This window comes from Streptomyces liangshanensis (assembly GCF_011694815.1).
Classification (GTDB): Bacteria; Actinomycetota; Actinomycetes; order Streptomycetales; family Streptomycetaceae; genus Streptomyces; species Streptomyces liangshanensis.
Genome location: NZ_CP050177.1, coordinates 5000001 through 5024142, shown reverse-complemented (window position 1 = coordinate 5024142; position 24142 = coordinate 5000001). Strand labels below are relative to the sequence as shown.

Below are 24142 nucleotides of genomic sequence, written 5' to 3'. Positions count from 1 at the left end.
GCGCGCCGTTGCGTGACGTAGATGAAAGAAGCGCCACAACGCCACGACGCGGGGTTTCCGGTCGGGGTCGACGTTATGCCGCGATGAGAGATGTCCGGGACGTTATTGGCCAATTTTGACGGCCGGTCCGGATAACGGGGATCGACGACGGCCCGGGCGCGGTGGCGCTCCGGGCGCAGACGGGGGGCTTCGCTGCCCCCACGGCATATCGCGCTGATCACGGCCCCAGGCTATCGCTCTCCACCGGGGCGCCGTCATGAGCCGCATGTGTACAAAAGCTCACCGTGAACTTTGACACTCCGGCCCGCGACACCGGGACTCAGGCGTGCTCTCGGCCCACCAGGTCCTGTGCCGCTTCCACGGCCTCCTCCAGGGAGTCGACGACCGGCACCCCCGCCACCTCCAGGCTGGCCCTGCTGTGCGACCCGCCCGTGTACAGCACCGCCCGCGCGCCCACGTGCGCCGCCGCGACCGCGTCGTCCACCGCGTCGCCGATGACCACCGTACGACCGGGCGATATCGCGCCGGCCGACGCGAGGGCGATCAGATGGCGCTCCATGTGCAGCGCCTTGCTCCCCCCGGAGGGGCCCGTGCGCCCGTCGACCCGGACGAAATGACTCTCGATGCCGTACCCGCGCACCACCGGGACGAGCTCCTCGTGGCCGTACATGCTGAGCAGCGACTGGCTGCGGCCCGCCAGGGTCCAGGCCGCCAGCAGCTCCTCGACACCGGCGGTCAGTCGGGAGCCCACGCGCTGCTCCGTGTAGTGCCGGTGGAAGGCCTGGTCCATGACGGTCCACTCGGCGTCCGTCGGCAGCCGGCCCATCAGGCGCTCGTAGAAGACCGGGACGGGCACGCAGTACAACTCGCGGTAGCGCGCGAGGGTGATCGGCTCCAGGCCGATCTCGCCGAAGGCGGCGTTGGTCGCCCCGATGACCGCCTCGGTGTCGTCCAGGAGGGTGCCGTTCCAGTCCCAGACCAGGTGCGTGTTCTGCTTCCCCATGGCAAAACCGTACCGCCCGCCACTGACATCGGTGCAGTGGCCACGGGCCTTACGCGTCCGCCGCGGCGCGGTCAGCCGATGAGGTGGTCGATCTCCTGGACCCCGAACCAGAGCAGCTCGTGGTCCTCCGCCCCGTCCACGACGAACTGAGCGTCGTCGTCACCGTGGTCCGCGGCGCCCAGCGCGGCGGCGGCGGCCGAGACGTCGGTGTCCGCGTCGTCCGCGTCGACATGGACGGCGGCGGCCTTGGAGAGCGGTACGGCGGCGGCGATCCGCACCTCGCCCAGACCCGCGGAGTCCGGTCCGCGGTCCGGGTCGGCGACGGCTTCCTTGTCGGGTACGTCGAAGGCGACGACCACCCGGCGGCGGGCGGCGGCGGGATCGGCGGCGAGCAGCCGGAGCGAGGCGGCGGCGGCGCGGTTGAGGGCCGCGTACTCCAGCTCCTCGATGTCGTCGGAGACGTACCACTCGCGCAGCCCGGGGGTCACCGCGTACGCCGTGACCGGTCCCGGCCCCAGCTCACCCGTCTTGTGCGCCTCTGCGAGACCGGGGAGGGTCGAGGGGACGTAGACGCGCATGGGCGGACCGCTTTCCTAGTCGGGCGAACACCCAAGGATACGTGCGGGAATCCCTCGTGGGGGTGACGTGTACGGGTCCCCCCGCCGTCCACCCGGGAACCCCCCACCCCCGCCTCCACCGGCCCCGCACGGCGCCCGCATCACCCGGATAGGTGACTTCGCCCCGGCGCCCCCCGCCCCCGAACGGCTCTTGCCACGCCTTCCTCGGCCCCGTAGAAGATCCCCATCACAAGTTACCGACCGGTATCCCCACCGGCCGGGCAGAACGGGGGCGATCTGCGTGACCACAACAGGAACGACGAAGACCACCGGCGCAACGGGAACGAGCGTGCGTCCGGCCCCGGCGGCCGGGGCCCGCGACGCGGGCACGACGAGCACCACACACACGGGGGACACGATGGGTACGGCGAGCACCACGAACACGGCGAGCGCGGCAGGAACGGCGCCTACGACGGGCACGGCGAACACCGCTCACGACGCGGGCACGACCCGCCCGTCCGAAGCGACCCCCACGACGCCCGCTCGCGCCGCGGGCGCCCCCGGGCGCCCCTCCGGGGCGGGTGGGCCCGGGCGGCCGCCCGGGCGGCGTGACGCGCGCAGGCCCGGCACGGTGGTCCCGCAGCGGCGCCGCCACGTCCCTCCGCACGAGCTGTTCGCCGAGCGCCTGCTCGCCGTCCTCAGCGGCCGCCGGCCCGTGCACTGGATGCTCGGCCAGACCGTCGGCGAGGCGTACGAGCAGCTCGTACGCCTCGCCCCCGGCACCCCCCTGAGGGCCCGCGGCGTGCACCCCGTCGTCCGTACCTGCCGGAGCTTCGAGCCGCGCCCCGGCGTCCTGGAGGCGTCCGCCAGCATCGCGGCGGGCGCGCAGGTGCGGGCCATCGCGTTCCGCCTGGAGCGGGGCGCCGACCTGCGCTGGCGGTGCGCCGCGGTCGAGCTGGGCGGCGCCCGGACATGACGACGGGCCGGGGCGCGCCACCTGCGCCCGCCCCGGCCCGTCCGTCAGGACACAGACCTACTTCTTGCGACGGCGCCCGCCCTGCGCGCCACCCTTCTGCGCCTTCCGGCGCTCCGCGCGCGTCAGCCCGTCCGACGTGGAGCGCGTCGGCCCGTCCGCGTTCTGGAAGTCGCCCTCGACCACACCGCCCTCGCCGTCCACCGTGGGGGCGGAGAAGTGCAGCCGGTCCGGCCGCTGCGGGGCGTCCAGCCCCTTGGCGCGGATCTCGGGGCGCGTCGCCGGCACCGTGGCGTCCTTGCTGAGCGACGTACGCTCCGCCGCGTCCTGCACCGGGACCTCCTCGACCTGCTGCTCGACCTGGACCTCCAGGTTGAACAGGTAGCCGACGGACTCCTCCTTGATGCCCTCCATCATGGCGTTGAACATGTCGAAGCCCTCGCGCTGGTACTCGACCAGCGGGTCCTTCTGGGCCATCGCCCGCAGGCCGATGCCCTCCTGGAGGTAGTCCATCTCGTAGAGGTGCTCACGCCACTTGCGGTCCAGGACCGACAGCACCACGCGCCGCTCCAGCTCACGCATGATGTCGGAGCCGAGCTGGTTCTCCCGGTCCTCGTACTGGTCGTGGATGTCGTCCTTGATGGACTCGCCGATGAACTCGGCGGTGATCCCCGCCCGGTCCCCGGCCGCCTCCTCCAGCTCGTCCACGGTGACCTTCACCGGGTAGAGCTGCTTGAAGGCGCCCCACAGCCGGTCCAGGTCCCATTCCTCGGCGAAGCCCTCGACGGTCTCCGCCTGGATGTACGCGTCGATCGTGTCGTCCATGAAGTGCCGCACCTGCTCGTGCAGGTCCTCGCCCTCCAGGACGCGGCGGCGCTCGCCGTAGATGACCTCGCGCTGCCGGTTCAGGACCTCGTCGTACTTCAGGACGTTCTTACGGGTCTCGAAGTTCTGCTGCTCGACCTGCGACTGGGCCGAGGCGATCGCGCGCGTCACCATCTTGTTCTCGATGGGCACCTCGTCGGGGACGTTCGCCATCGACATGACGCGCTCGACCATCTGCGCCTTGAACAGCCGCATCAGGTCGTCGCCCAGCGACAGGTAGAACCGCGACTCGCCCGGGTCACCCTGACGTCCGGAACGACCGCGCAGCTGGTTGTCGATACGGCGCGACTCGTGCCGCTCGGTGCCCAGCACGTACAGCCCGCCGAGCTCCTTGACCTCCTCGAACTCCGCCTGCACGGCCTTCTCGGCCTTCTCCAGCGCGGCGGGCAGGGCCGCGGCCCACTCCTCGACGTGCTCGACGGGGTCCAGGCCGCGCTGGCGCAGCTCCGCCTCCGCGAGGTCGTCGGGGTTGCCGCCGAGCTTGATGTCCGTACCACGGCCGGCCATGTTCGTGGCGACCGTCACCGCGCCCTTGCGGCCGGCCTGGGCGACGATCGTCGCCTCCCGGTCGTGCTGCTTGGCGTTGAGGACCTCGTGCTGCACGCCGCGCTTGCTGAGCTGCTGCGAGAGGTACTCGGACTTCTCGACCGAGGTCGTGCCGACCAGGATCGGCTGCCCCTTCTCGTGCTTCTCCGCGATGTCGTCGACGACCGCCGCGAACTTGGCGACCTCGGTGCGGTAGATCAGGTCGGACTGGTCCTTGCGGACCATGGCCCGGTTCGTCGGGATCGGGACGACGCCCAGCTTGTAGATCTGGTGGAACTCGGCGGCCTCGGTCATGGCCGTACCGGTCATGCCGGAGAGCTTGCCGTAGAGGCGGAAGAAGTTCTGGAGGGTGATGGTCGCCAGGGTCTGGTTCTCGTCCTTGATGTCCACCCCTTCCTTCGCCTCGATCGCCTGGTGCATGCCCTCGTTGTAGCGGCGGCCCGCGAGGATACGGCCGGTGTGCTCGTCGACGATCATGACTTCGCCATCGATGACGACGTAGTCCTTGTCCTTCTTGAAGAGTTCCTTGGCCTTGATCGCGTTGTTCAGGTAACCGACGAGCGGGGTGTTCACAGACTCGTACAGGTTGTCGATGCCCAGCCAGTCCTCGACCTTCGCGACACCGGGCTCGTGGATGGCGACCGTGCGCTTCTTCTCGTCGACCTCGTAGTCGCCGGTCTCCTCGATGCCCTTGAGCGAGTTGCCGGCCTCGCCCTTGGCGAGGCGCGTGACGAGCTTCGCGAAGTCCCCGTACCACTTGGTGGCCTGGTCGGCGGGGCCGGAGATGATCAGCGGCGTACGGGCCTCGTCCACGAGGATCGAGTCGACCTCGTCGACGATCGCGTAGTTGTGACCGCGCTGGACCAGCTCGTCCTGGGACCACGCCATGTTGTCGCGCAGGTAGTCGAAGCCGAACTCGTTGTTCGTGCCGTACGTGATGTCGCACGCGTACTGCTCGCGGCGCTGCGCGGGCGTCATGTTCGCCAGGATGCAGCCGACGGACAGGCCGAGGAACTTGTGGACGCGCCCCATCAGCTCCGAGTCACGCTCGGCCAGGTAGTCGTTCACCGTGATCAGGTGGACGCCCTTGCCGGACAGCGCGTTCAGGTAGGCGGGCAGGGTGCCGACGAGGGTCTTGCCCTCACCGGTCTTCATCTCGGCGACATAACCGAGGTGCAGCGCGGCGCCACCCATCAGCTGGACGTCGTAAGGACGCTGGCCGAGAACGCGCCTGGCCGCCTCGCGGACGGTCGCGAAGGCCTCGGGAAGCAGGTCGTCCAGGCTCTCGCCGTCGGAGTAGCGTTCTTTGTACTCGTCGGTGAGCGCCCGCAACTCGGCGTCGGAGAGGCTCTCGAAGTCCTCTTCGATGGAGTTGACCTGGTCCGCGATGCGGTGCAGTTTGCGCAGGATCTTGCCTTCGCCTGCACGCATGAGCTTGTTGAAGACGGACACTGAGGCTGGTCTCCTTGCCGGTCGGGCCTGGCACGTGGGTGGTATGGGAACACGGGCGCGGGCACGGCAGGCGGGCCCCACCGCATCGGCCATCGTAAGCGAGGACCCGCCTGCGCCGGGAGGGCCGCTGTCACGCAGGCCTGCTGTCACCCGCAATGAGAACGCGCGGAACGCGCGGAAGGTGCCGGTGAGACACGAAAAGTGCTCGCGCGGCGGGTCGGCCGTCACCAGAATCCGTACATGGAGCCTCTCACCCTCACGACCGAGCGTCTGACGCTGAGCATCTTCACGCCGGACGACACGGACGCCGTCCTCGACGCCTGCCAGGACCCCGAGATCCAGCGCTGGACGACGATCCCCTCGCCGTACGCGCGCCACCACGCCGAACAGTTCGTCGGGCAGCTGGTCCCCGACGGATGGCGCGACGACAGCGCGTACGCCTTCGCCGTGCGGCGCGGCGACGACGGGCCGCTGATGGCCGCCGTCTCACTGCACCACCCCGCGGCCGGGTCCTGGGAGATCGGCTACTGGACGGCGAAGGAGTACCGGGGCCACGGCTACATGACGGAGGCCGTGAAGGCGCTGACCAGGTTCGCCTTCACGACACTGGGCGCGATACGGCTGGAGTGGCGCGCCGAGGTCGGCAACCGGGGGTCACGCGCGGTGGCCGAGAAGTCCGGTTTCGTGGTCGAGGGCACGCTACGGGCGGCCCTGCTCAACAAGGGCACGCTGCGTGACTGCTGGGTCGGCGCGGTGCTCCCGTCCGACGTCGGCCTGCCGAGCCCCTACCCGTACCTGCCCGCCCGGGCCTGAGCCGTCCCCCGGGCGCCGCCCGCTGTCGGTGCCGCCGTCTATCGTGCGGTCATGACGACTGTGCCGCCGCCCGCCGCCGAGCTGTCCGCCGACGAGGCCCGCCGTATCGCGCTGCGCGCCCAGGGGTTCCTGGGCGCCCCGGACCGCCGGGGCGGGGTCCGGGGCCTGCTGCGCCACCTCGGGGCCGTCCAGCTGGACACGATCTCGGTGCTGGCGCGCTCGCACGAGCTGATCCCGTACGCGCGCCTGGGCGCGGTGGGCCGCAGGACCGTCGAGGACGCCTACTGGACGCCGCCCGGCACCGGCGCCGCGCCGAACCCGCCGCACGCCTTCGAGTACTGGTCGCACGCGGCGTGCATCCTGCCGATCGAGGAGTGGCCGCACTTCGCGTTCCGCCGCCGCGCCTACCGGGCCCGCCCGAACTGGTACCACGACCTGGCGGACGGCGCGTACGAAGCGGTGATCAAGCAGCTGCGCGCGGAGGGCCCCCTGACGGCGACGGAGCTGGGCGGCGCCAAGAACGGCGGCCCCTGGTGGGACTGGTCGGAGGCCAAGGTCGCTGTCGAGCGGGCGCTGATGCACGGCGAGGTGGTCTGCACGGGCCGCCGGAGCTGGAAGCGGGTGTACGACCTGGCGGAGCGCGCCGTCCCCGGCGACCTCCTCCACGACGACCTGGACGACACCGAGTGCCTTCGCCGGCTGGTCCGGCTCGCGGGCCGGTCGCTGGGCGTCGGCACCCGCGCCGACCTCGCGGACTACCACCGGCTCAAGGGCGAGCAGGTCGACGCCGTGATCGCGGACTCGGGCCTGGTCCCGGTGACCGTCGAGGGCTGGGCGAAGCCCGCGTGGGCCGATCCGGAGGCGCTGGCGAGCCCGCCGAGGGGCCGGCACCGTACGACCCTGCTGTCCCCGTTCGACTCCCTGATCTGGGAGCGGGCGCGCACCGAGCGGATCTTCGGCTTCACCCACCGCCTGGAGGCGTACGTCCCCAAGCCCAAGCGGGTGTACGGCTACTTCGCGATGCCGCTGCTGTCCGGCGGCCGGCTGCTCGGCCGCGTCGACCCGGCGCGCGAGGGCCGGACACTGGTCGCCAAGCACGTCTCCCTGGACACGCCCAAGGCCGTGCTGCCGATGGCGCAGGCGCTGCGCGAGGCGGCGGAGTGGGTCGGCTGCTCGGACGTACGGGTGGAGCGGGTCGACGCGCCCGAGCTGCGCGGGCCGCTGGCCGAGGCGCTCACGGCGCTCTGAGGTGCCTGCGGGGCAGTGGTCAGCGGGTGGCGGGTCAGCGGATCTCGAGGATCTTCTCCCGCATCGCGTAGACCACGGCCTCCATCCTGGAGTGCAGTTGCAGCTTCTCCAGAATGTTGCGGACGTGGTTCTTCACGGTGTTCTCGGAGATGAACAACTCCTTCGCGATATCGCGGTTGTTCATTCCGGTGGCGACGAGCTTGAGGACTTCGAGTTCCCGTTCGGTCAGGCGCGGCGCGGGAACGAGTCTGCGTTCGTCGGAGCGCTGAATCATCGATTTGAACTCGGTCAGCAGCTTGGACGCCATGGAAGGACTGATCTGCGACTGCCCGTCGGCGACCGCGCGAATGGCGGTGGCCACCTCGTCCGTGGAGATCTCCTTGAGGAGATATCCGGTCGCGCCCGCCTTGATCGCGTCGTAGAGGTCGGCCTCCTCGTCGCTGATCGTCAGCATGATGATCTTGGCACTCGGTGCCACCTCCTTGATGGAGGTGCAGGCCTCGATCCCGCCGCGCTTGGGCATCCGTACGTCCATCAGCACGATGTCCGGCAACAGGTCGGCGGCCTTGTCGACGGCCTCCGCGCCGTCGCCCGCCTCACCGACGACCTGGATGTCCTCCTCCTGGGCGAGGACGATCTCCAGGCCCCGGCGGAAGAGTGCGTGGTCATCCACCACGAGGACCCGGATCGGCTCCTTGCGGGACCCGCCCCGGTCCGTGTCGGCGTCCGACCCCGGACCCCCGGCCCTGTGGCCGGCGTGGTCCGTGCCGTGCACCGGCCCGAAGCTGTCCGCCATCGTTCCTCCCCCTGAAGGCCATGGCCCGAAGTTCATGAGTGCCGGCCAACCGCTGTTCGCAGACCACGTGTTGGCTTGCGACGTCATGATTTCATGCCCGGGCGCCGCAGCGGTGACGCCGCCGCCACGCGGTGGTGCCCGTGAGGGCTCAGGGAGTCCTCACGGGCACCACCGGGGGCCATGTCTCAGCCTTTTCCCGACCGTCCGGTCTCAGCCACCGAGGGCGCCGCCGGCGTCGCCGGCCCGCGACTCGGCCAACGGGTCCGTCTGCAGGTGGATGACACCGTAGTCATAGGCGTGGCGCCGGTAGACGACGCTCGGTTCCTTGGTGTCGGAGTCGATGAACAGATAGAAGTCGTGCCCCACCAGTTCCATCTCGTAGAGCGCCTGGTCGAGCGACATCGGCGCCGCGACGTGGTTCTTCTCCCGGACCACCAGGGGGCCTTCGCCCTGCACCTCCAGCGATCCGATCCTGGTGGTGGGCACGGCGGCACGCACCTCGTCGGCGACCGTCGCGCCGTTCGCGTTCAACCGGGCCACCCCGGGAACGACGTCGACGACCTCGGCCGCCGAAAGCCGCCCGGTACCGCGGCGGTTGTGCCGCTTCTCGTGCTGCTTGCGCAGCCGCGCCTCCAGCTTCGTGGTGGCGAGGTCCAGGGCCGCGTACGCGTCCGCGGCCGCCGCCTCCGCCCTGATGACGGGCCCGCGGGAGTGGAGCGTGATCTCCACTCGGTCGCACGTGTTGGCCTGACGCGGGTTGTGCTCCTTCGAGACCTCGACGTCCAGGCTGATGACCTTGCCGTCGAGCTGCTGGATTCTCTCCAACTTCAGCTTCTCGGCCACGTGCTTCCGGAACCGCTCGGGCACCTCTGTTTTGCGGCCCTTGACGACGATGTCCACGCAGAACTCCGTTCCCGGATCACTCCGCCTCGTTGCGGAGTTACTCCCTGTTGCACCAGACCCCAGTAGTCACCGGAGCCTCGGACTTGGCGACTTTCACCTCCTCCTCCCCCGACGGCAAGATCCCCACTCCCCCGAATTCCCGAGGTGCTGAAAAACGCCGTAGCAGACCAGTGCATTCAGTGAGTCACGGCTTCCACCATTCCTCACAACCGAACATAGCTCGCCCGGACGGGTGTCGGCACCCGCTACCGGGATGTAGCTCCGTTCGGGTGTTCTCTTTCCCCGTCCACCTGGAACGATGCAAGATCGACCTCAGTTCCGGTTTATTTCGAACGACAGCGGCGGGGCGGCCACCACCGCCGCCCTCACCTGGACATATCCAGGACCACCCGGCCCGCCCGTCGCCCGCAGCGCCCGCGCCGCCTCGACCAGCGAGGCGCCCGTGGTCATGAGATCGTCCACCAGCACCACTCGGCCGCCCTCCAGCAGCCGCGCACCACCCACCGCGACCTCCAGGGCTCCGGAGAGATTCGCCAGCCTCTGAGGGGCACCCAGGCCCGCCTGGTCGGCGACCGCCCGCCGCTGCCGCAGCACCGGCAGCACCCGGGCGGTCCGGCCCGCGCGCCGCAGCTCGGCCGCCGCGGCCAGCGCCGTACGCCGCATGGCGTCGTGCCCCCGCGCGCCGACCGCCCGCCGGGACGACGGCACCGGGACGAGCAGCAGCGGCCCCACCCCCGTACCCGGCGGCACGGCGGCCTGTACGGCGCCGGCCAGCGCCCGGCCCAGCGGACCCACCAGCCCGAGCGCGCCGCGCTCCTTGTGCGCCAGCAGCACTGCCCGTACCGCGTCCTCGTACGGCGCGGCCGCGTACACCGGCGGCAACCCGGGCGGCTCAGGCACCGGCCGGACCCGGCACGGCCACATCCCGTACAGCGCCCGGCGGCAGTCCTCGCACAGGGGAGTCCTGGGGCTGCCGCAGCCGCCACAGGCGACCGGAAGCACCAGGCCGGTGATCTCCCGCCACCACCCCCGCATGACACTCACTGTGCCAACGCCGGAGGCACCCGGCCACCCCTGTGGACAACCAGATCGGGCAAAGTCCGCTCAGCCCGGGTAGATGGGCGACGAACCGGTCGGCACGACCGTCTGCCAGTTCGCCCCCGTCGGCAGCCGTACGATCCCGGCGTCCCCGGAATCGGCGATCAGCGGCTGCTGCTCGTCGTCCGCCGCCGCGATCGCCGTCACCTGGTTCAGGCCCGGCAGCACGCTCCCCGCCGACGTCGACCCGTCGGTCTGGATGTAGCGCACCTGCTGGACCCCGCCGGCCTCCTTGCCGACCACCACGAGACGGCTGGGACCCGCCCAGGACACCGCGGTGACCGTGTCCATCTGCGGGGCCGTCGCCTGGAGTTCCACCACGGACACCTCGGTGTCCGCCCCGGAGCCGTGCCGCTCCACCCGGCCGATCTGGAGAGTGGTCCGCCCGTCCTTGGACAGCAGCAGCGCGATCCGCACCCCGTCCGCCGACACCCGCAGCGCCTCCACCCGCGCGCCGCCCAGCCCGTCGACGGTGACCTCCTCCGGGGTCCCCGCCCCGTCCGCCAACCGCAGCAGACGCGGCTTGGCCGGGTCACGGTCCGCGACCCACAGATCGCCGTGCCCGTCCCAGCTCGGCGCCGACAACCGGTCCTTGGCGGCGACGCCCTGGCTGGTCACCAGCGGCTGCCCCAGCTCGCCCGCCGACGTCACGGGCGCCACGTACAGCGACTTGGAACCGTTGGTGACCGCCGCCGCGCGCCGCTCGTCCCTGGCCACCGCGACCGAGTCGAGCTTCACCGTGCCGTCACCGAACGGGCCCCTGACCCGGCTCTGTTCGGGAGAACCGTCACCACCCGACGTCAGCAGCGACAGCCGCCCCTCCCGGTCGACGAAGTACGGGGTGTCGGCCCGGCCCGCGCTGTGGTCGGGGGCGAACTCCTCCGCCTGGTCCCCGTCGAGGACACAGAGCGAGGAACCGTTCGCCAGCAACTCGACCCGCCCCACCGGTGTGGACGTCAGGTCCCGCAGCGTGAACAGCAGTTGCGCCGCCATCTTCCGGCACTGGTCGTGACCCGCCTCGGCCGCCTTGCCGTTCAGCGGCACCTTCAGCCCGTTCCGGTCGTCGAACTCCAGCGTCCGGGTGCCCTTCTGCAACGCCGTACCGGTCGGGAAGGGCGAATCCACCACCGGCTTGAGCCAGTTCGTCGGCCCGTCCAGCAGCGCCTTGACCGCCTGCGTGACCGGGTCCATCCGCGTCGTGGGGTCTATTCGCTGACGGATGTAGACCGGATCGGCCACCAGCCAGCTCTCGCCCGACGCGAAGTAGTACTTGTTCACCGAACGGTAGTTCCGCTGGAAGTCCGACTCCCCGAGCACCAGCCCCTGCGGCAGGTCGTCGATCCGCCACTCCTTGCCCTCGGAACCGACGTTCTGCTGCACCAGGTGGATCGTGCCCGTGTACGACACCGGCGCGACCTGCTCGTACTGGTGCGTCCCGTCCACGTCGGCGATCTGGTCGCCGTACAGCTGGAACGTCATCCCGGACGGATCCGTGCCACCCGGCTGCTTGGGCGCCGCCGCCGCGGGCGCGTCCCGCAGCACCGTCGTCCCGGCCTCCGGCCGCCACGCCTTGGACCGCTGGTCCGTCAGGTACTTCCTGGCCATCGCGAAGTCGGGATCGTCACTGGTCATGGCCTCCAGGAAGCCGTCCACGATCTCGTCGGGGGCCGCCTTCGCACGCGGCGGCACCGCGTACACCCGCACCTGCGACTCGCCCCCGCGCGGGGACGCCTTCACCGGCTCCACGTCACCGCTGTCCGGGATCGACGCACACCCCGCCAGCAGCAGGGCGGCGGTCCCCAGCACCACGGGCACCCTCACCGCACGTCCCCGGCCCAGACGGCCGCGGTCAGCGCCCACGTGTGTCCTCCCGCTCCGAAGCCGTGCTCAGTGGATCGTTCCCGTCACCGTCGGCGGGCCGCTCCCCCGCGGGCCGCGCCACCACCCGCGCCCCACTGCCCGGCAGCGCCGCCGGATCGACCGCCGTCCCCGACGGGGGCGCCGCCGCCAGGTGGGGCGGTACGGGCAGCGCGGAACGATCCGCGCGCGGCTGGGACGGCACACTCATCAGCCGCTGCGCCTGCTCCGTGCGCTGCTCGGCCGCGGCCCGCTCCCGGTTGCGCCGGGAATCCTCGGGCTCCAGGGGTATCGGCGAGCCGCGCAGCGACTCGTCCGCGGTCCGTGGCAGCGTCAGCCGGAACTGCGACCCGCCCCCCGGTTCGCCCCAGGCCTGCAACCAGCCGCCGTGCAACCGCGCGTCCTCGACGGCGATCGACAACCCGAGCCCGGTGCCGCCGGTGGTACGGGCACGGGCCGGGTCGGCCCGCCAGAACCGGTTGAACACCCGCGTCGCCTCGCCGGGCTTGAGCCCGACCCCGTAGTCGCGCACCGCGACCGCGACCGCGCCGCCGGCCACCGCCATCCGCACGATCACGTCCTTGCCCTCACCGTGCTCCACGGCGTTGACCAGCAGATTCCGCAGCACCCGCTCGACCCGGCGGGCGTCGGCCTCCGCCACGACGGGCTGCCCGTCCCCGAGGACCCGGATCCGGGTGCCCTTGTGCTCGGCCAGCGGCACCGCCCCGCCGATCACCCGGCGTACCACTTCCCGCAGGTCTATCGGCTCCGCCTCCAGCGCGGCCGCCCCCGCGTCGAAGCGGCTGATCTCCAGCAGGTCCGAGAGCAGCGACTCGAAACGGTCCAGCTGGTCCCCGAGCAGCTCCGCCGACCGGGCCGTCACAGGATCGAAGTCGGCCCGCGCGTCGTGGATGACGTCGGCGGCCATCCGTACGGTCGTCAGCGGCGTGCGCAGCTCGTGCGACACGTCGGAGACGAAGCGCCGCTGCATGCGGGAGAGCTCCTCCAACTGCTGGATCTTGAGCTGGAGGTTCTGCGCCATCTTGTTGAAGGCCTCACCGAGCCGGGCGATGTCGTCCTCGCCGGTGACCTTCATCCGCTCCTGGAGCCGGCCCGTCGAGAGCCGCTCGGCGATCCCCGCGGCCATCCGCACCGGCGTCACGACCTGGCGCACCACCAGCCACGCGATGGCCCCGAGCAGCACGATCACGAAGAGCCCCGCGGTGGCGAGCGTGCCCTTGACCAGGTTCAGCGACTGCTCCTCCTGCGTCAGCGGGAAGAGGTAGTACAGCTCGTACGCCTTGCCGTCCGGGTCGTTCAGTCGCTTGCCGATCACCAGCCCCGGCTCCGGCGCCCGCGCCTCCGTGGCGTCGGTGTACCTGATCTGCGCGTACACCTGGAACGGCTCGGTGCCCTTGGCGACCTCCTCGCGCAGATCCGCGGGGATGCTGGTGAAGTCCACCCCGTTCGACGCGCGGGGCGCGCGGCTGGTGGACACGGCGTCGTCCTGCGAGTCGGCGCTCAGCGCCACCACGTTGAACGCCCCCGGACCACCACTGGCCAGCTGCTCGACCAGCTCGGTCCGCCAGTTCACCGAGTTCTTCCCCTGGACACCGCCGGAACCGTCGGCCCCCTGCTTGCCCGGCGCCGACGGCGCGTCGGCGATCTCCTTGGCCACCGTGAAACCACCGGCGGCCTGGCTCTGCGCCGCCTTCTCCTTGGCCTCCAGCAGACCGTTGCGCATCTGCCCGATGACGACGAACCCGAGCAGCAGCACCACCCCGAGCGACATCAGCAGCGTGGCCGCGACGACCCGCAGCTGGATGTTGCGCCGCCACAGCCGCACGGCGGGCAGCAGCGGACGCCGCACCCACCGCACCAGCAACCGCAGCACCGGACCGCCCGGCGAGCCGTCCTGGAGCAGCCGGCCGTCCCGGACCAGCCGGCCCAGGCGCGCGAACGCACGCCCCGGCCCGGCAGCCCGCCCCGCACGGACTCCCGGCTCCCCGGGCTTCGGAGCAGCGCTGCCACCGGTCATCTCAGCTCGGTCCTGCCTTGTACCCGACACCCCGGACGGTCACCACGATCTCCGGCCGCTCCGGGTCCTTCTCGACCTTGGAGCGCAACCGCTGGACATGCACGTTCACCAGCCGGGTGTCGGCCGCGTGCCGGTAACCCCACACCTGCTCCAGGAGCACCTCCCGCGTGAACACCTGCCACGGCTTACGGGCCAGCGCGACCAGCAGGTCGAACTCCAGAGGCGTCAGGGCGATCGACTGCCCCTCCCGCTTCACCGAGTGACCCGCCACGTCGATCACCAGATCGCCGATGGTCAGCTGCTCCGGCGCGGGCTCCTCGGAGCGCCGCAGCCGCGCCCTGATCCGGGCCACCAGCTCCTTGGGCTTGAACGGCTTGACGATGTAGTCGTCCGCCCCCGACTCCAGCCCGACCACCACGTCGACCGTGTCGCTCTTGGCGGTGAGCATCACGATCGGCACCCCGGACTCGGCCCTGATCAGCCGGCACACCTCGATACCGTCCCGGCCCGGCAGCATGAGATCCAGCAGCACCAGATCCGGCTTGGCCTCACGGAAGGCGGCCAGCGCCTTGTCACCGTCCGCTACGAACGACGGTTCGAACCCTTCACCACGCAGCACAATCCCGAGCATCTCGGCCAGTGCGGTGTCGTCATCGACGACAAGGACGCGTCCCTTCATATCGACATCATCCCATTTATCTAATCGTTACCCGGCGTGACCTGGCACACAGCTCCGCGATTCCGTCCCCGGTCACCGGGGACAGCGCGCCGTATTCGGTGACGATCGCCGTCACCAGTTCAGGAGGCGTGACGTCGAACGCCGGGTTGTACGCCTGCGTTCCCAGCGGCGCCACCGGCATCCCACTCCCCGCCTCCACTCCCGCCACCGCCGTCTGCGGCGCCGTGAGCTCCGTCACTTCCTGCCCCGGCCGCTGCTCCACCTCGATCGACGCCCCGTCCGGGGTCCCGAGATCGATCGTCGTGGTCGGGGCGACCACGACGAACGGCACATGGTGGTACGCCGCCAACACCGCGAGCGGATAGCTCCCGATCTTGTTCGCCACCGAACCGTCCGCCGCGATCCGGTCCGCGCCGATGAGGACGGCGTCGACCTCACCCGCGGCGAAGAGCGAACCAGCGGCGTTGTCCGTCAACAAGGTGTACGCCATCCCGTTGCGCGCCGCCTCGTACGCAGTCAGCCGGGAACCCTGCAACAGCGGACGAGTCTCGTCCACCCACAGCCGCCGCAACCGGCCGGCCCGGTGGGCCGACAACGCCACGGCGAACGCGGTGCCCTCCCCGCCGGAGACGAGCGCCCCGGTGTTGCAGTGGGTCAGGATCCGATGATTGCCGCCCGGCAGCAACTCATCCAGGAGCGTAAGCCCAAACCGCGCCATCTGCGCGCTGGCCTCGGCATCCTCCTGGTGCAGCAGCCTGGCCTCGGCCAGCGCCGCCGCGGCCGCCTGCTCCAGACCGGCACCCCCGTCGACCGCCGCCCGGTACGCGTCCCGCGCCCGCCGCACCCCGTACCCGAGGTTCACCGCGGTGGGCCGCGCCTGCGCCAGGATCTCCGCCGCGTCCTCCACGTCGAAGCCCCGCACGGCCGCCAGCGCCACCCCGTAGGCACCCGCGATCCCCAGCAGCGGCGCCCCGCGCACCGCCAGCGTGCGGATCGCCCGCACCAGCGCGGGAACGTCCGTACAGACCAGCTCGGCCTCCTCCACCGGAAGTCTCGTCTGGTCGAGGAGGACCAGAACCGGGCCCTCCGGTGGTTCGTCCCAGCGGATCGACGGAAGCATGGACGGCTCCGGGCCGGCCGCGTTTGGTACGTACTGATCAGCCATCCGCCCAGTCTGCCCGCTACGACACCCACAATGAAGGCAGGAATCGAGGTGAGAAGGAGATACAACCCCAGGTCCACCAACGGGCAACGCGTGGCACGATGGCTGCCAGCCCGCCGTCCCGCACCGCGGACAGGCACCTCCGAACCGCCGACTCGCCGAGCCGGCCCCACAACCAAGCCACGAGGTGGACGACCGTGAACGACACTCCGGGCTGGGCCTCGCCCGGATCCGCCCCGTCCGACGGCCAGGACGCTTCCGTTCCGCGGCCGGCCGAGCCCGCCGACGACACCGGTACCCCCTCCAAGTGGTCCAAGACCCAGCCGCCCCCCGGCCAGTGGTCCCCGCCCAGCGCCCAGACCCCCGGCCAACCCGGCCCCACCCCGCCGCACCCCGCCCCCGCCTGGGGCGCCGGCTGGGGCGGACCCGGCCAGGGCGGCGCCCCGGGCCCCGCGTGGGGCCGCCCGCCGGCGGCCAAGCCCGGCGTGATCCCGCTGCGCCCCCTCGGCGTCGGCGAGATCCTCGACGGCGCCGTCTCCACCCTGCGCGCCCACTGGCGCACCGTCCTCGGCGTCACCCTCGCCGTTGCCGTGGTCACCCAGATCTGCGACATACTCGTCGTCCGCTACCTGGTCCCCGAGCCCGAGCAGATCGACCCCGAGGCGACGCCGTCCGAAGCGCTCTCCCAGGCCGGCGACTCCATCCGGGACAGCCTGTTCTCCCTGGCCCCCACGACGGTCATCACCCTGCTCGGCACCCTCTTCACCACCGCCGTCCTGACCATGGTCGTCAGCCGCTCCATCCTCGGACGCCCCGTCACCCTCACCGAAGCGTGGCAAGAGGCCCGCCCCCGGCTCGCCCAACTGCTCGGCCTGACCCTGCTGCTGCCCCTCGCCGCCGTCGTGATCATGGGCGTGGGCGTGACCCCCGGCATCCTGGTGGGCTCCACCGCCGGCGTCCTCCTCGCCGTCCTCGGCGGACTGATCGCGCTCGTCGTCATCTCGTGGCTGATGGTCCGCTACGCCCTCGCCTCCCCGGCCCTGATGCTCGAACGCCAGGGCATCGCAGCCTCGTTGCGCCGCTCCGCCAAACTCGTCCGGGGCGCCTGGTGGCGGATCTTCGGCATCCAGTCCCTGACCCTGCTCCTGACCTTCCTCATCACGATGATCGTCTCCATCCCGTTCGCGATCATCGCCCTCGCCACGGACGGCTCCGGCATCGACGGCCTGGTCGCCGGATCCACCCCCGAGTACGGCTGGACCTACCTGATCATCACCGGCGTCGGCGCGGTCATCGCCTCCTCGATCAGCTACCCGATCTCCGCCGGCGTGACCGTGCTCCTCTACGTCGACCAGCGCATCCGCCGCGAAGCCCTCGACCTCGAACTGGCGCGCGCCGCGGGCCTGACGGGCAACGGCACGCCGGGTACCGCGACCCCCGGGAGCTGATGCGGTGTCCGTCACGGGGGGCTCGGCAACAGCACACGCACTGCTCGGCACGGCGGCGGACGGCCCGGTGGAACCGTCCCGCTTCCCCGCCCGCGAGGCCGCGGAGCGGGAACTGTCCAAACCCATGTACCACGAGAACGACCCGAACCTCCTCCAACGAGCGATGAACCGCTTCTGGAGCTGGGTCGGCGACCTCCTCACCTCCGTCGCCGGCGCGGCCCCCGGCGGCACACTCGGCCTCATCGTCATCCTGCTGCTCGTCGCGGCCCTCGTGGCCGCCCTCTGGTGGCGGCTCGGCAAGCCCCGACGCACCCCCCACAGGCCCGGCTCCCTCTTCGACGACCGGCCCCGCAGCGCCGCGGAACACCGCGCCGCGGCCGACAGGCACGCCGCCAAGGAACGCTGGAACGAAGCCCTCCAAGAACGGATGCGCGCCGTCGTCCGCTCCCTGGAGGAACGCACCCTCCTCGCCCCCCACCCGGGCCGCACGGCCGACGAGGCCGCCCACGAGGCCGGACGCACACTCCCCGCCCAGGCGACCCGACTGCGCTCCGCCGCCCGCGAGTTCGACGACGTCACATACGGCGGCCGCACCACGGACCAACAGGCATACCGGCGCCTGCGGGAACTCGACCTCGACCTGGAACAGGCCACGCCGCACCTGAGCGACGCCGCCGGGGGAACGGCCCCATGACCCTCACGACCAGCCCCACGTCCGTGTCCCTCACCCCCCGTCAGATCTGGACCCGCGGACGAGGACTCCTCCTCGCCCTCGTCATCCTCCTGACAGCGGGAACGGTCCTGGCCGCCGTCCGCTCCGGCGACCACCACGGCCGCCTCGACCCCCGCTCCGCCGACGCCCTCGGCAGCCGGGCCGTCGCCGAGCTCCTCAAGAACAGCGGAGTCTCCACCGACGTCGTCACCACGCTCGACGAGGCCACCGACGCGGCCCGCCCCGACACCACACTCCTGGTCGCGGCCCCCGAACTCCTGACGCCCTACCAGCAGGAGACCCTCAGCGCCGCGACCACCTCCTCCGGCGGCCGCACCATCCTGCTCGGCGCCGGCCCCTACTCCGTCGACGCACTCGCCCCCGGCGTCCGCACGCACACCCCCGCCGAGGTCTCCTCCCGCGCACCCGAGTGCTCCCTGCCGGCCGCCCGCCGCGCCGGCACCATCGACATCGGCGGCGAGCGCTACAGCACCGACTCCCCCGACGCCCAGGCCTGCTACCCGGCAGCCGGCACACCGACCCTGCTCGTCCTGAACCACCGGGACTCGGGCGACACCGTCCTGCTCGGCTCCCCCGACATCCTCTACAACGAGCGCCTCGACCAGCGGGGCAACGCGTCGCTGGCCCTCCAACTCCTCGGCTCCCGGCCGCATCTCGTCTGGTACCTCCCTTCGCTCAGTGATCCCACCTACTCCGCGGACGACGGCACCGACCGCGCGGACGGCGGCGAGAGCGGCTTCCTCGACCTGATCCCCTCCGGCTGGCTCTGGGGCGCCTTCCAGCTCTTCCTGGCCGCACTCCTCGCCGCCGTATGGCGCGGCCGCAGGCTCGGCCCGCTCGTCGCCGAACGACTCCCCGTCGCCGTCCGCGCGTCGGAGTCCACCGAAGGCCGCGCCCGCCTCTACGCCAAGGCGAACGCCCGCGACCACGCGGCCTCCGTCCTGCGCGCCGCGTCCCGCGACCGCCTCTCCCCCCTCCTCGGCGTACCCCCCGGCACGGCCCACCGCCCCGAGATCCTGCTGCCCGCGGTCACCGTCCGGCTCCCGGACACCGCACTCGACCCGCACTCGCTGCTCTTCGGGCCCGCCCCGGCCGACGACAGCGCTCTCATCCGCCTGGCGGACCAACTCGACGCCCTCGAAAGAGAGGTACGCACCTCATGAGCGCCCCGACCGCAGAGACCGCCGAAGAGACCGCGGAGCCCGCCGCGAACGCGGCGAAGGCCCGCGCCTCCCTGGAGGCCTTGCGCACCGAGATCGCGAAGGCGGTGGTCGGCCAGGACTCCGCCGTCACCGGACTGGTCGTCGCCCTCCTGTGCCGCGGCCACGTACTCCTCGAAGGAGTCCCCGGTGTCGCGAAGACCCTTCTCGTACGGGCACTCGCGGCCTCCCTCGAACTCGACACCAAGCGCGTCCAGTTCACCCCCGACCTGATGCCGAGCGACGTCACCGGCTCCCTCGTCTACGACGCCCGGACCGCCGAGTTCTCCTTCCAGCCGGGACCCGTCTTCACCCACCTGCTGATCGCGGACGAGATCAACCGCACTCCGCCCAAGACCCAGTCGTCGCTTCTCGAGGCGATGGAGGAACGCCAGGTCACCGTCGACGGCAGCGCGCGCATGCTGCCCGACCCCTTCCTCGTCGTCGCGACACAGAACCCGGTCGAGTACGAGGGCACCTACCCCCTCCCGGAAGCCCAGCTGGACCGCTTCCTGTTGAAACTGACCGTGCCGCTGCCCTCCCGCGACGACGAGATCAGCGTCCTGACCCGCCATGCCGAAGGCTTCGACCCCCGCGATCTCCGAGCCGCGGGCGTACGACCCGTCGCCGGGCCGGCCGACCTGGAAGCGGCGCGCGACGCCGTCGCCAGGACATCCGTCTCACCCGAGATCGCGGGCTATGTCGTCGATATCTGCCGTGCCACGCGTGAATCCCCCTCGCTCACCCTCGGCGCCTCCCCGCGAGGCGCCACCGCTCTGCTGTCCACCGCCCGGGCCTGGGCCTGGCTCACCGGCCGCGACTACGTCATACCGGACGACGTGAAGGCCCTCGCCCTCCCCACGCTCCGTCATCGCGTGCAACTGCGGCCCGAAGCGGAAATGGAAGGCGTCACCGCCGATTCCGTCATCACCGCGATCCTCGCCCATGTCCCCGTCCCCCGATGAGGCGATGACCCGTGGCCCTCACCGGACGAACAGCGCTACTCGCCGCCCTGGGCACGCTGCCCGTCGGGATCTTCGCCCCCAGCTGGGCGGGGATCCTCGCCGTCAACGCGCCTCTCTCACTCGCAATTCTGTGCGACTACGCCCTCGCGGCGCCAGTGAGATCGCTCCAATTCACCCGAAGTGGTGACACTTCAGTTCGACTCGGCGAGAGCGCGCAGGTCCAGCTGACCGTCACCAACGGCTCCACCCGGCGTCTGCGCGCCCAGTTCCGCGACGCCTGGCCGCCGAGCAGCTGGCCGACGGGCGACGAACAGGCCGCGTCCCGGCACCAGTTGACGGTCCCGGCCGGCGAACGCCGCCGCCTCACCACGTTCCTCCGCCCCACCCGCCGCGGCGACCGCCACGCCGAGCGCGTCACCGTACGCTCGCTCGGACCGCTGGGCCTCGCGGCCCGCCAGGGCAACCACGAGGTCCCCTGGGCCCTCCGCGTCCTGCCGCCCTTCACGAGCCGCAAGCACCTGCCCTCCCGACTGGCCCGCCTGCGGGAACTCGACGGCAGGACAAGCGTCCTCATCCGCGGGCAGGGCACCGAGTTCGACAGCCTCCGCGACTACGTCCCGGGCGACGACACCCGCTCCATCGACTGGCGGGCCACCGCACGCCAGTCGGCCGTGGCGGTACGCACCTGGCGCCCCGAACGCGACCGGCACATCCTCATCGTCCTCGACACGGGCCGCACCTCGGCCGGCCGGGTCGGCGACGTGCCCCGCCTGGACGCCGCCATGGACGCCACGCTCCTCCTGGGCGCGCTGGCCGCCCGCGCCGGCGACCGGGTCGACCTCCTGGCGTACGACCGCCGCATCCGCGCCCAAGTCCAGGGCAGGGCGGCAGGCGACCTCCTGCCTTCCCTCGTCAACGCGATGGCCCCGATCGAACCCGAACTGGTCGAAACGGATGCCCGCGGCCTCGGCTCGGCCCTATTGAAGAGCGCCCCACGCCGGTCCCTGATCGTGCTGCTGACGAGTCTGGACGCGACCCCGGTCGAGGAGGGGCTGCTCCCCGTCCTGCCGCAACTCACCCAACGGCACACCGTGCTGGTGGCATCGGTCTCGGACCCGTACATCGAGAAGATGAGCGCCGGGAGGGGCACGGTGGAGGCCGTGTACGAAGCCGCCGCCGGCGCCCAGACACAGACCCAGCGCCGCCGCACGGCAGAGCAACTCCAGCGCCTCGGGGTCACGGTCGTCGACGCGACACCCGACAAACTCGCCCCCGCCCTCGCCGACGCCTACCTCGCCCTCAAGGCCGCAGGCCGCCTCTGAGCGGTACGGCCTCAACGCAAGAAAGGCCCCGGCGTCGCCGGGGCCTTTCTCTTTCTGACCGAAATGGTCCTGAACGCGGAAAAGCCCCGCACCATAAATGGTGCGGGGCAATCCCACAAAGATTGTTCGGCGGCGTCCTACTCTCCCACAGGGTCCCCCCTGCAGTACCATCGGCGCTACGAGGCTTAGCTTCCGGGTTCGGAATGTAACCGGGCGTTTCCCTCGCGCAATGACCACCGAAACACTATGAAGATATCGAACAGCTGGATGACAACACGGCTCTTCGTTACTTCAGAACTAACACAGTGGACGCGAGCAACTGAGGACAAGCCCTCGGCCTATTAGTACCAGTCAGCTTCAACCGTTACCGGTCTTCCACATCTGGCCTATCAACCCAGTCGTCTACTGGGAGCCTTAACCCCTCATGGGGGTGGGAGTTCTCATCTCGAAGCAGGCTTCCCGCTTAGATGCTTTCAGCGGTTATCCCTCCCGAACGTAGCCAACCAGCCATGCCCTTGGCAGAACAACTGGCACACCAGAGGTTCGTCCGTCCCGGTCCTCTCGTACTAGGGACAGCCCTTCTCAAAACTCCTACGCGCACAGCGGATAGGGACCGAACTGTCTCACGACGTTCTAAACCCAGCTCGCGTACCGCTTTAATGGGCGAACAGCCCAACCCTTGGGACCGACTCCAGCCCCAGGATGCGACGAGCCGACATCGAGGTGCCAAACCATCCCGTCGATATGGACTCTTGGGGAAGATCAGCCTGTTATCCCCGGGGTACCTTTTATCCGTTGAGCGACGGCGCTTCCACAAGCCACCGCCGGATCACTAGTCCCGACTTTCGTCCCTGCTCGACCCGTCGGTCTCACAGTCAAGCTCCCTTGTGCACTTACACTCAACACCTGATTACCAACCAGGCTGAGGGAACCTTTGGGCGCCTCCGTTACTCTTTAGGAGGCAACCGCCCCAGTTAAACTACCCATCAGACACTGTCCCTGATCCGGATCACGGACCCAGGTTAGACATCCAGCACGACCAGAGTGGTATTTCAACGACGACTCCACCTGAACTGGCGTCCAAGCTTCACAGTCTCCCACCTATCCTACACAAGCCGAACCGAACACCAATATCAAACTATAGTAAAGGTCCCGGGGTCTTTCCGTCCTGCTGCGCGAAACGAGCATCTTTACTCGTAGTGCAATTTCACCGGGCCTATGGTTGAGACAGTCGAGAAGTCGTTACGCCATTCGTGCAGGTCGGAACTTACCCGACAAGGAATTTCGCTACCTTAGGATGGTTATAGTTACCACCGCCGTTTACTGGCGCTTAAGTTCTCAGCTTCGCCACACCGAAATGTGACTAACCGGTCCCCTTAACGTTCCAGCACCGGGCAGGCGTCAGTCCGTATACATCGCCTTACGGCTTCGCACGGACCTGTGTTTTTAGTAAACAGTCGCTTCTCGCTGGTCTCTGCGGCCACCCCAAGCTCAGGAAGTAAATTCCTTCACCCAAGATGGCCCCCCTTCTCCCGAAGTTACGGGGGCATTTTGCCGAGTTCCTTAACCATAGTTCACCCGAACGCCTCGGTATTCTCTACCTGACCACCTGAGTCGGTTTAGGGTACGGGCCGCCATGAAACTCGCTAGAGGCTTTTCTCGACAGCATAGGATCATCCACTTCACCACAATCGGCTCGGCATCAGGTCTCAGACTCAATGTGTGACGGATTTGCCTATCACACGCCCTACACCCTTACCCCGGGACTACCACCGCCCGGGCTGGACTACCTTCCTGCGTCACCCCATCGCTTACCTACTACCACCTCGGTTCGACGGCTCCACCACTCCCCTTCGCCCGAAGGCTCCAGGACGGCTTCACGGCCTTAGCATTAATGGATTCGATACTGGGCGTTTCAAAGCGGGTACCGGAATATCAACCGGTTGTCCATCGACTACGCCTGTCGGCCTCGCCTTAGGTCCCGACTTACCCTGGGCAGATCAGCTTGACCCAGGAACCCTTAGTCAATCGGCGCACACGTTTCTCACGTGTGTATCGCTACTCATGCCTGCATTCTCACTCGTGAACCGTCCACCACTAGCTTCCGCTGCAGCTTCACCCGGCACACGACGCTCCCCTACCCATCCACACACCCGTTGGGGCTATATATGTGAATGACACGACTTCGGCGGTACGCTTGAGCCCCGCTACATTGTCGGCGCGGAATCACTTGACCAGTGAGCTATTACGCACTCTTTAAAGGGTGGCTGCTTCTAAGCCAACCTCCTGGTTGTCTCTGCGACTCCACATCCTTTCCCACTTAGCGTACGCTTAGGGGCCTTAGTCGATGCTCTGGGCTGTTTCCCTCTCGACCATGGAGCTTATCCCCCACAGTCTCACTGCCGCGCTCTCACTTACCGGCATTCGGAGTTTGGCTAAGGTCAGTAACCCGGTAGGGCCCATCG

18 protein-coding genes and 2 rRNA genes (1 of these 20 running past the window's edge) are annotated in these 24142 nt (G+C 70.0%); 8 read left to right on the top strand and 12 right to left on the bottom strand.

Annotated features, from left to right (window positions below; genetic code table 11):
- Positions 1–319: 319 nt before the first annotated feature.
- Positions 320–1003 carry an HAD family hydrolase gene (locus HA039_RS21745; protein ID WP_167032552.1) on the bottom strand — a complete coding sequence of 228 codons (684 nt, stop codon included), beginning with the start codon at positions 1001–1003 and terminating at the stop codon, positions 320–322.
- A gap of 71 nt (positions 1004–1074) precedes the next feature.
- Entirely contained in the window at positions 1075–1581 is a 507-nt protein-coding gene (locus HA039_RS21740) for a DUF6912 family protein (RefSeq protein WP_167032550.1), read from the bottom strand.
- Positions 1582–2191: 610 nt separating this feature from the next.
- Between HA039_RS21740 and HA039_RS21735 the strand changes: the two genes are divergently transcribed.
- On the top strand, positions 2192–2536 hold the full coding sequence (locus tag HA039_RS21735; RefSeq protein WP_167037326.1) for an Rv3235 family protein: 345 nt from the start codon (positions 2192–2194) through the stop codon (positions 2534–2536).
- 57 nt (positions 2537–2593) lie between these two features.
- Here the strand turns inward: HA039_RS21735 and secA are convergent, their stop codons facing one another.
- Entirely contained in the window at positions 2594–5416 is a 2823-nt protein-coding gene (secA, locus tag HA039_RS21730; protein WP_167032548.1) for a preprotein translocase subunit SecA, read from the bottom strand.
- A 240-nt stretch (positions 5417–5656) separates the two neighbouring features.
- Between secA and HA039_RS21725 the strand changes: the two genes are divergently transcribed.
- Both HA039_RS21725 and HA039_RS21720 read left to right on the top strand, forming a co-directional pair.
- A complete protein-coding gene (locus HA039_RS21725; RefSeq protein WP_167032546.1) occupies positions 5657–6229 on the top strand; it encodes a GNAT family N-acetyltransferase in 573 nt (190 codons plus the stop codon).
- Between the two features lie 51 nt (positions 6230–6280).
- Positions 6281–7477 (top strand): winged helix-turn-helix domain-containing protein, encoded by a 1197-nt coding sequence (locus HA039_RS21720; RefSeq protein WP_167032544.1) that lies wholly within the window; start codon positions 6281–6283, stop codon positions 7475–7477.
- A 34-nt stretch (positions 7478–7511) separates the two neighbouring features.
- Here HA039_RS21720 and HA039_RS21715 read toward each other — a convergent pair whose 3' ends face one another.
- The 7 genes from HA039_RS21715 to mtnA all read right to left on the bottom strand — a co-directional run bounded on the left by HA039_RS21715 (position 7512) and on the right by mtnA (position 16013).
- The gene (locus tag HA039_RS21715) at positions 7512–8273 is read right to left on the bottom strand and encodes a response regulator (protein ID WP_167032542.1); all 762 of its coding nucleotides are present in this window, start codon (positions 8271–8273) and stop codon (positions 7512–7514) included.
- 210 nt (positions 8274–8483) lie between these two features.
- A complete protein-coding gene (hpf, locus tag HA039_RS21710; RefSeq protein ID WP_341830029.1) occupies positions 8484–9173 on the bottom strand; it encodes a ribosome hibernation-promoting factor, HPF/YfiA family in 690 nt (229 codons plus the stop codon).
- Positions 9174–9488: 315 nt separating this feature from the next.
- Positions 9489–10211 (bottom strand): ComF family protein, encoded by a 723-nt coding sequence (locus HA039_RS21705; protein ID WP_167032540.1) that lies wholly within the window; start codon positions 10209–10211, stop codon positions 9489–9491.
- 69 nt (positions 10212–10280) lie between these two features.
- Positions 10281–12134, bottom strand: coding sequence for an LpqB family beta-propeller domain-containing protein (locus tag HA039_RS21700; protein ID WP_167032538.1), 1854 nt, complete (start codon positions 12132–12134; stop codon positions 10281–10283).
- Positions 12124–14169, bottom strand: coding sequence for an MtrAB system histidine kinase MtrB (mtrB, locus tag HA039_RS21695; RefSeq protein WP_167032536.1), 2046 nt, complete (start codon positions 14167–14169; stop codon positions 12124–12126). Before mtrB ends, HA039_RS21700 begins: the two co-directional genes overlap by 11 nt.
- 1 nt (position 14170) lies before the next feature.
- On the bottom strand, positions 14171–14848 hold the full coding sequence (gene mtrA, locus HA039_RS21690; protein WP_003968748.1) for a two-component system response regulator MtrA: 678 nt from the start codon (positions 14846–14848) through the stop codon (positions 14171–14173).
- 16 nt (positions 14849–14864) lie between these two features.
- Positions 14865–16013 (bottom strand): S-methyl-5-thioribose-1-phosphate isomerase, encoded by a 1149-nt coding sequence (gene mtnA / locus HA039_RS21685; RefSeq protein ID WP_167032534.1) that lies wholly within the window; start codon positions 16011–16013, stop codon positions 14865–14867.
- Positions 16014–16207: 194 nt separating this feature from the next.
- On the opposite strand from mtnA, the gene HA039_RS21680 reads away from it, so the two are divergent.
- From HA039_RS21680 to HA039_RS21660, 5 genes are read left to right on the top strand one after another with little or no spacing between them, the layout of a single operon-like run.
- Positions 16208–17458, top strand: a complete 1251-nt coding sequence (locus tag HA039_RS21680) for a DUF7847 domain-containing protein (protein WP_167032532.1) — start codon at positions 16208–16210, stop codon at positions 17456–17458.
- 4 nt (positions 17459–17462) lie between these two features.
- The gene (locus HA039_RS21675) at positions 17463–18152 is read left to right on the top strand and encodes a DUF4129 domain-containing protein (RefSeq protein ID WP_243869649.1); all 690 of its coding nucleotides are present in this window, start codon (positions 17463–17465) and stop codon (positions 18150–18152) included.
- Positions 18149–19354, top strand: coding sequence for a DUF4350 domain-containing protein (locus HA039_RS21670; RefSeq protein WP_167032530.1), 1206 nt, complete (start codon positions 18149–18151; stop codon positions 19352–19354). The genes HA039_RS21675 and HA039_RS21670 overlap by 4 nt, the downstream gene beginning before the upstream one ends.
- Positions 19351–20355, top strand: a complete 1005-nt coding sequence (locus HA039_RS21665) for an AAA family ATPase (RefSeq protein ID WP_167032528.1) — start codon at positions 19351–19353, stop codon at positions 20353–20355. Before HA039_RS21670 ends, HA039_RS21665 begins: the two co-directional genes overlap by 4 nt.
- A gap of 11 nt (positions 20356–20366) precedes the next feature.
- A complete protein-coding gene (locus HA039_RS21660) occupies positions 20367–21677 on the top strand; it encodes a DUF58 domain-containing protein (RefSeq protein ID WP_167032526.1) in 1311 nt (436 codons plus the stop codon).
- Positions 21678–21801: 124 nt separating this feature from the next.
- Here HA039_RS21660 and rrf read toward each other — a convergent pair.
- Both rrf and HA039_RS21650 read right to left on the bottom strand, forming a co-directional pair.
- Positions 21802–21918 (bottom strand): 5S ribosomal RNA (gene rrf / locus HA039_RS21655).
- An 80-nt stretch (positions 21919–21998) separates the two neighbouring features.
- Positions 21999–24142 (bottom strand): 23S ribosomal RNA (locus tag HA039_RS21650) (it continues 980 nt past the right edge of the window).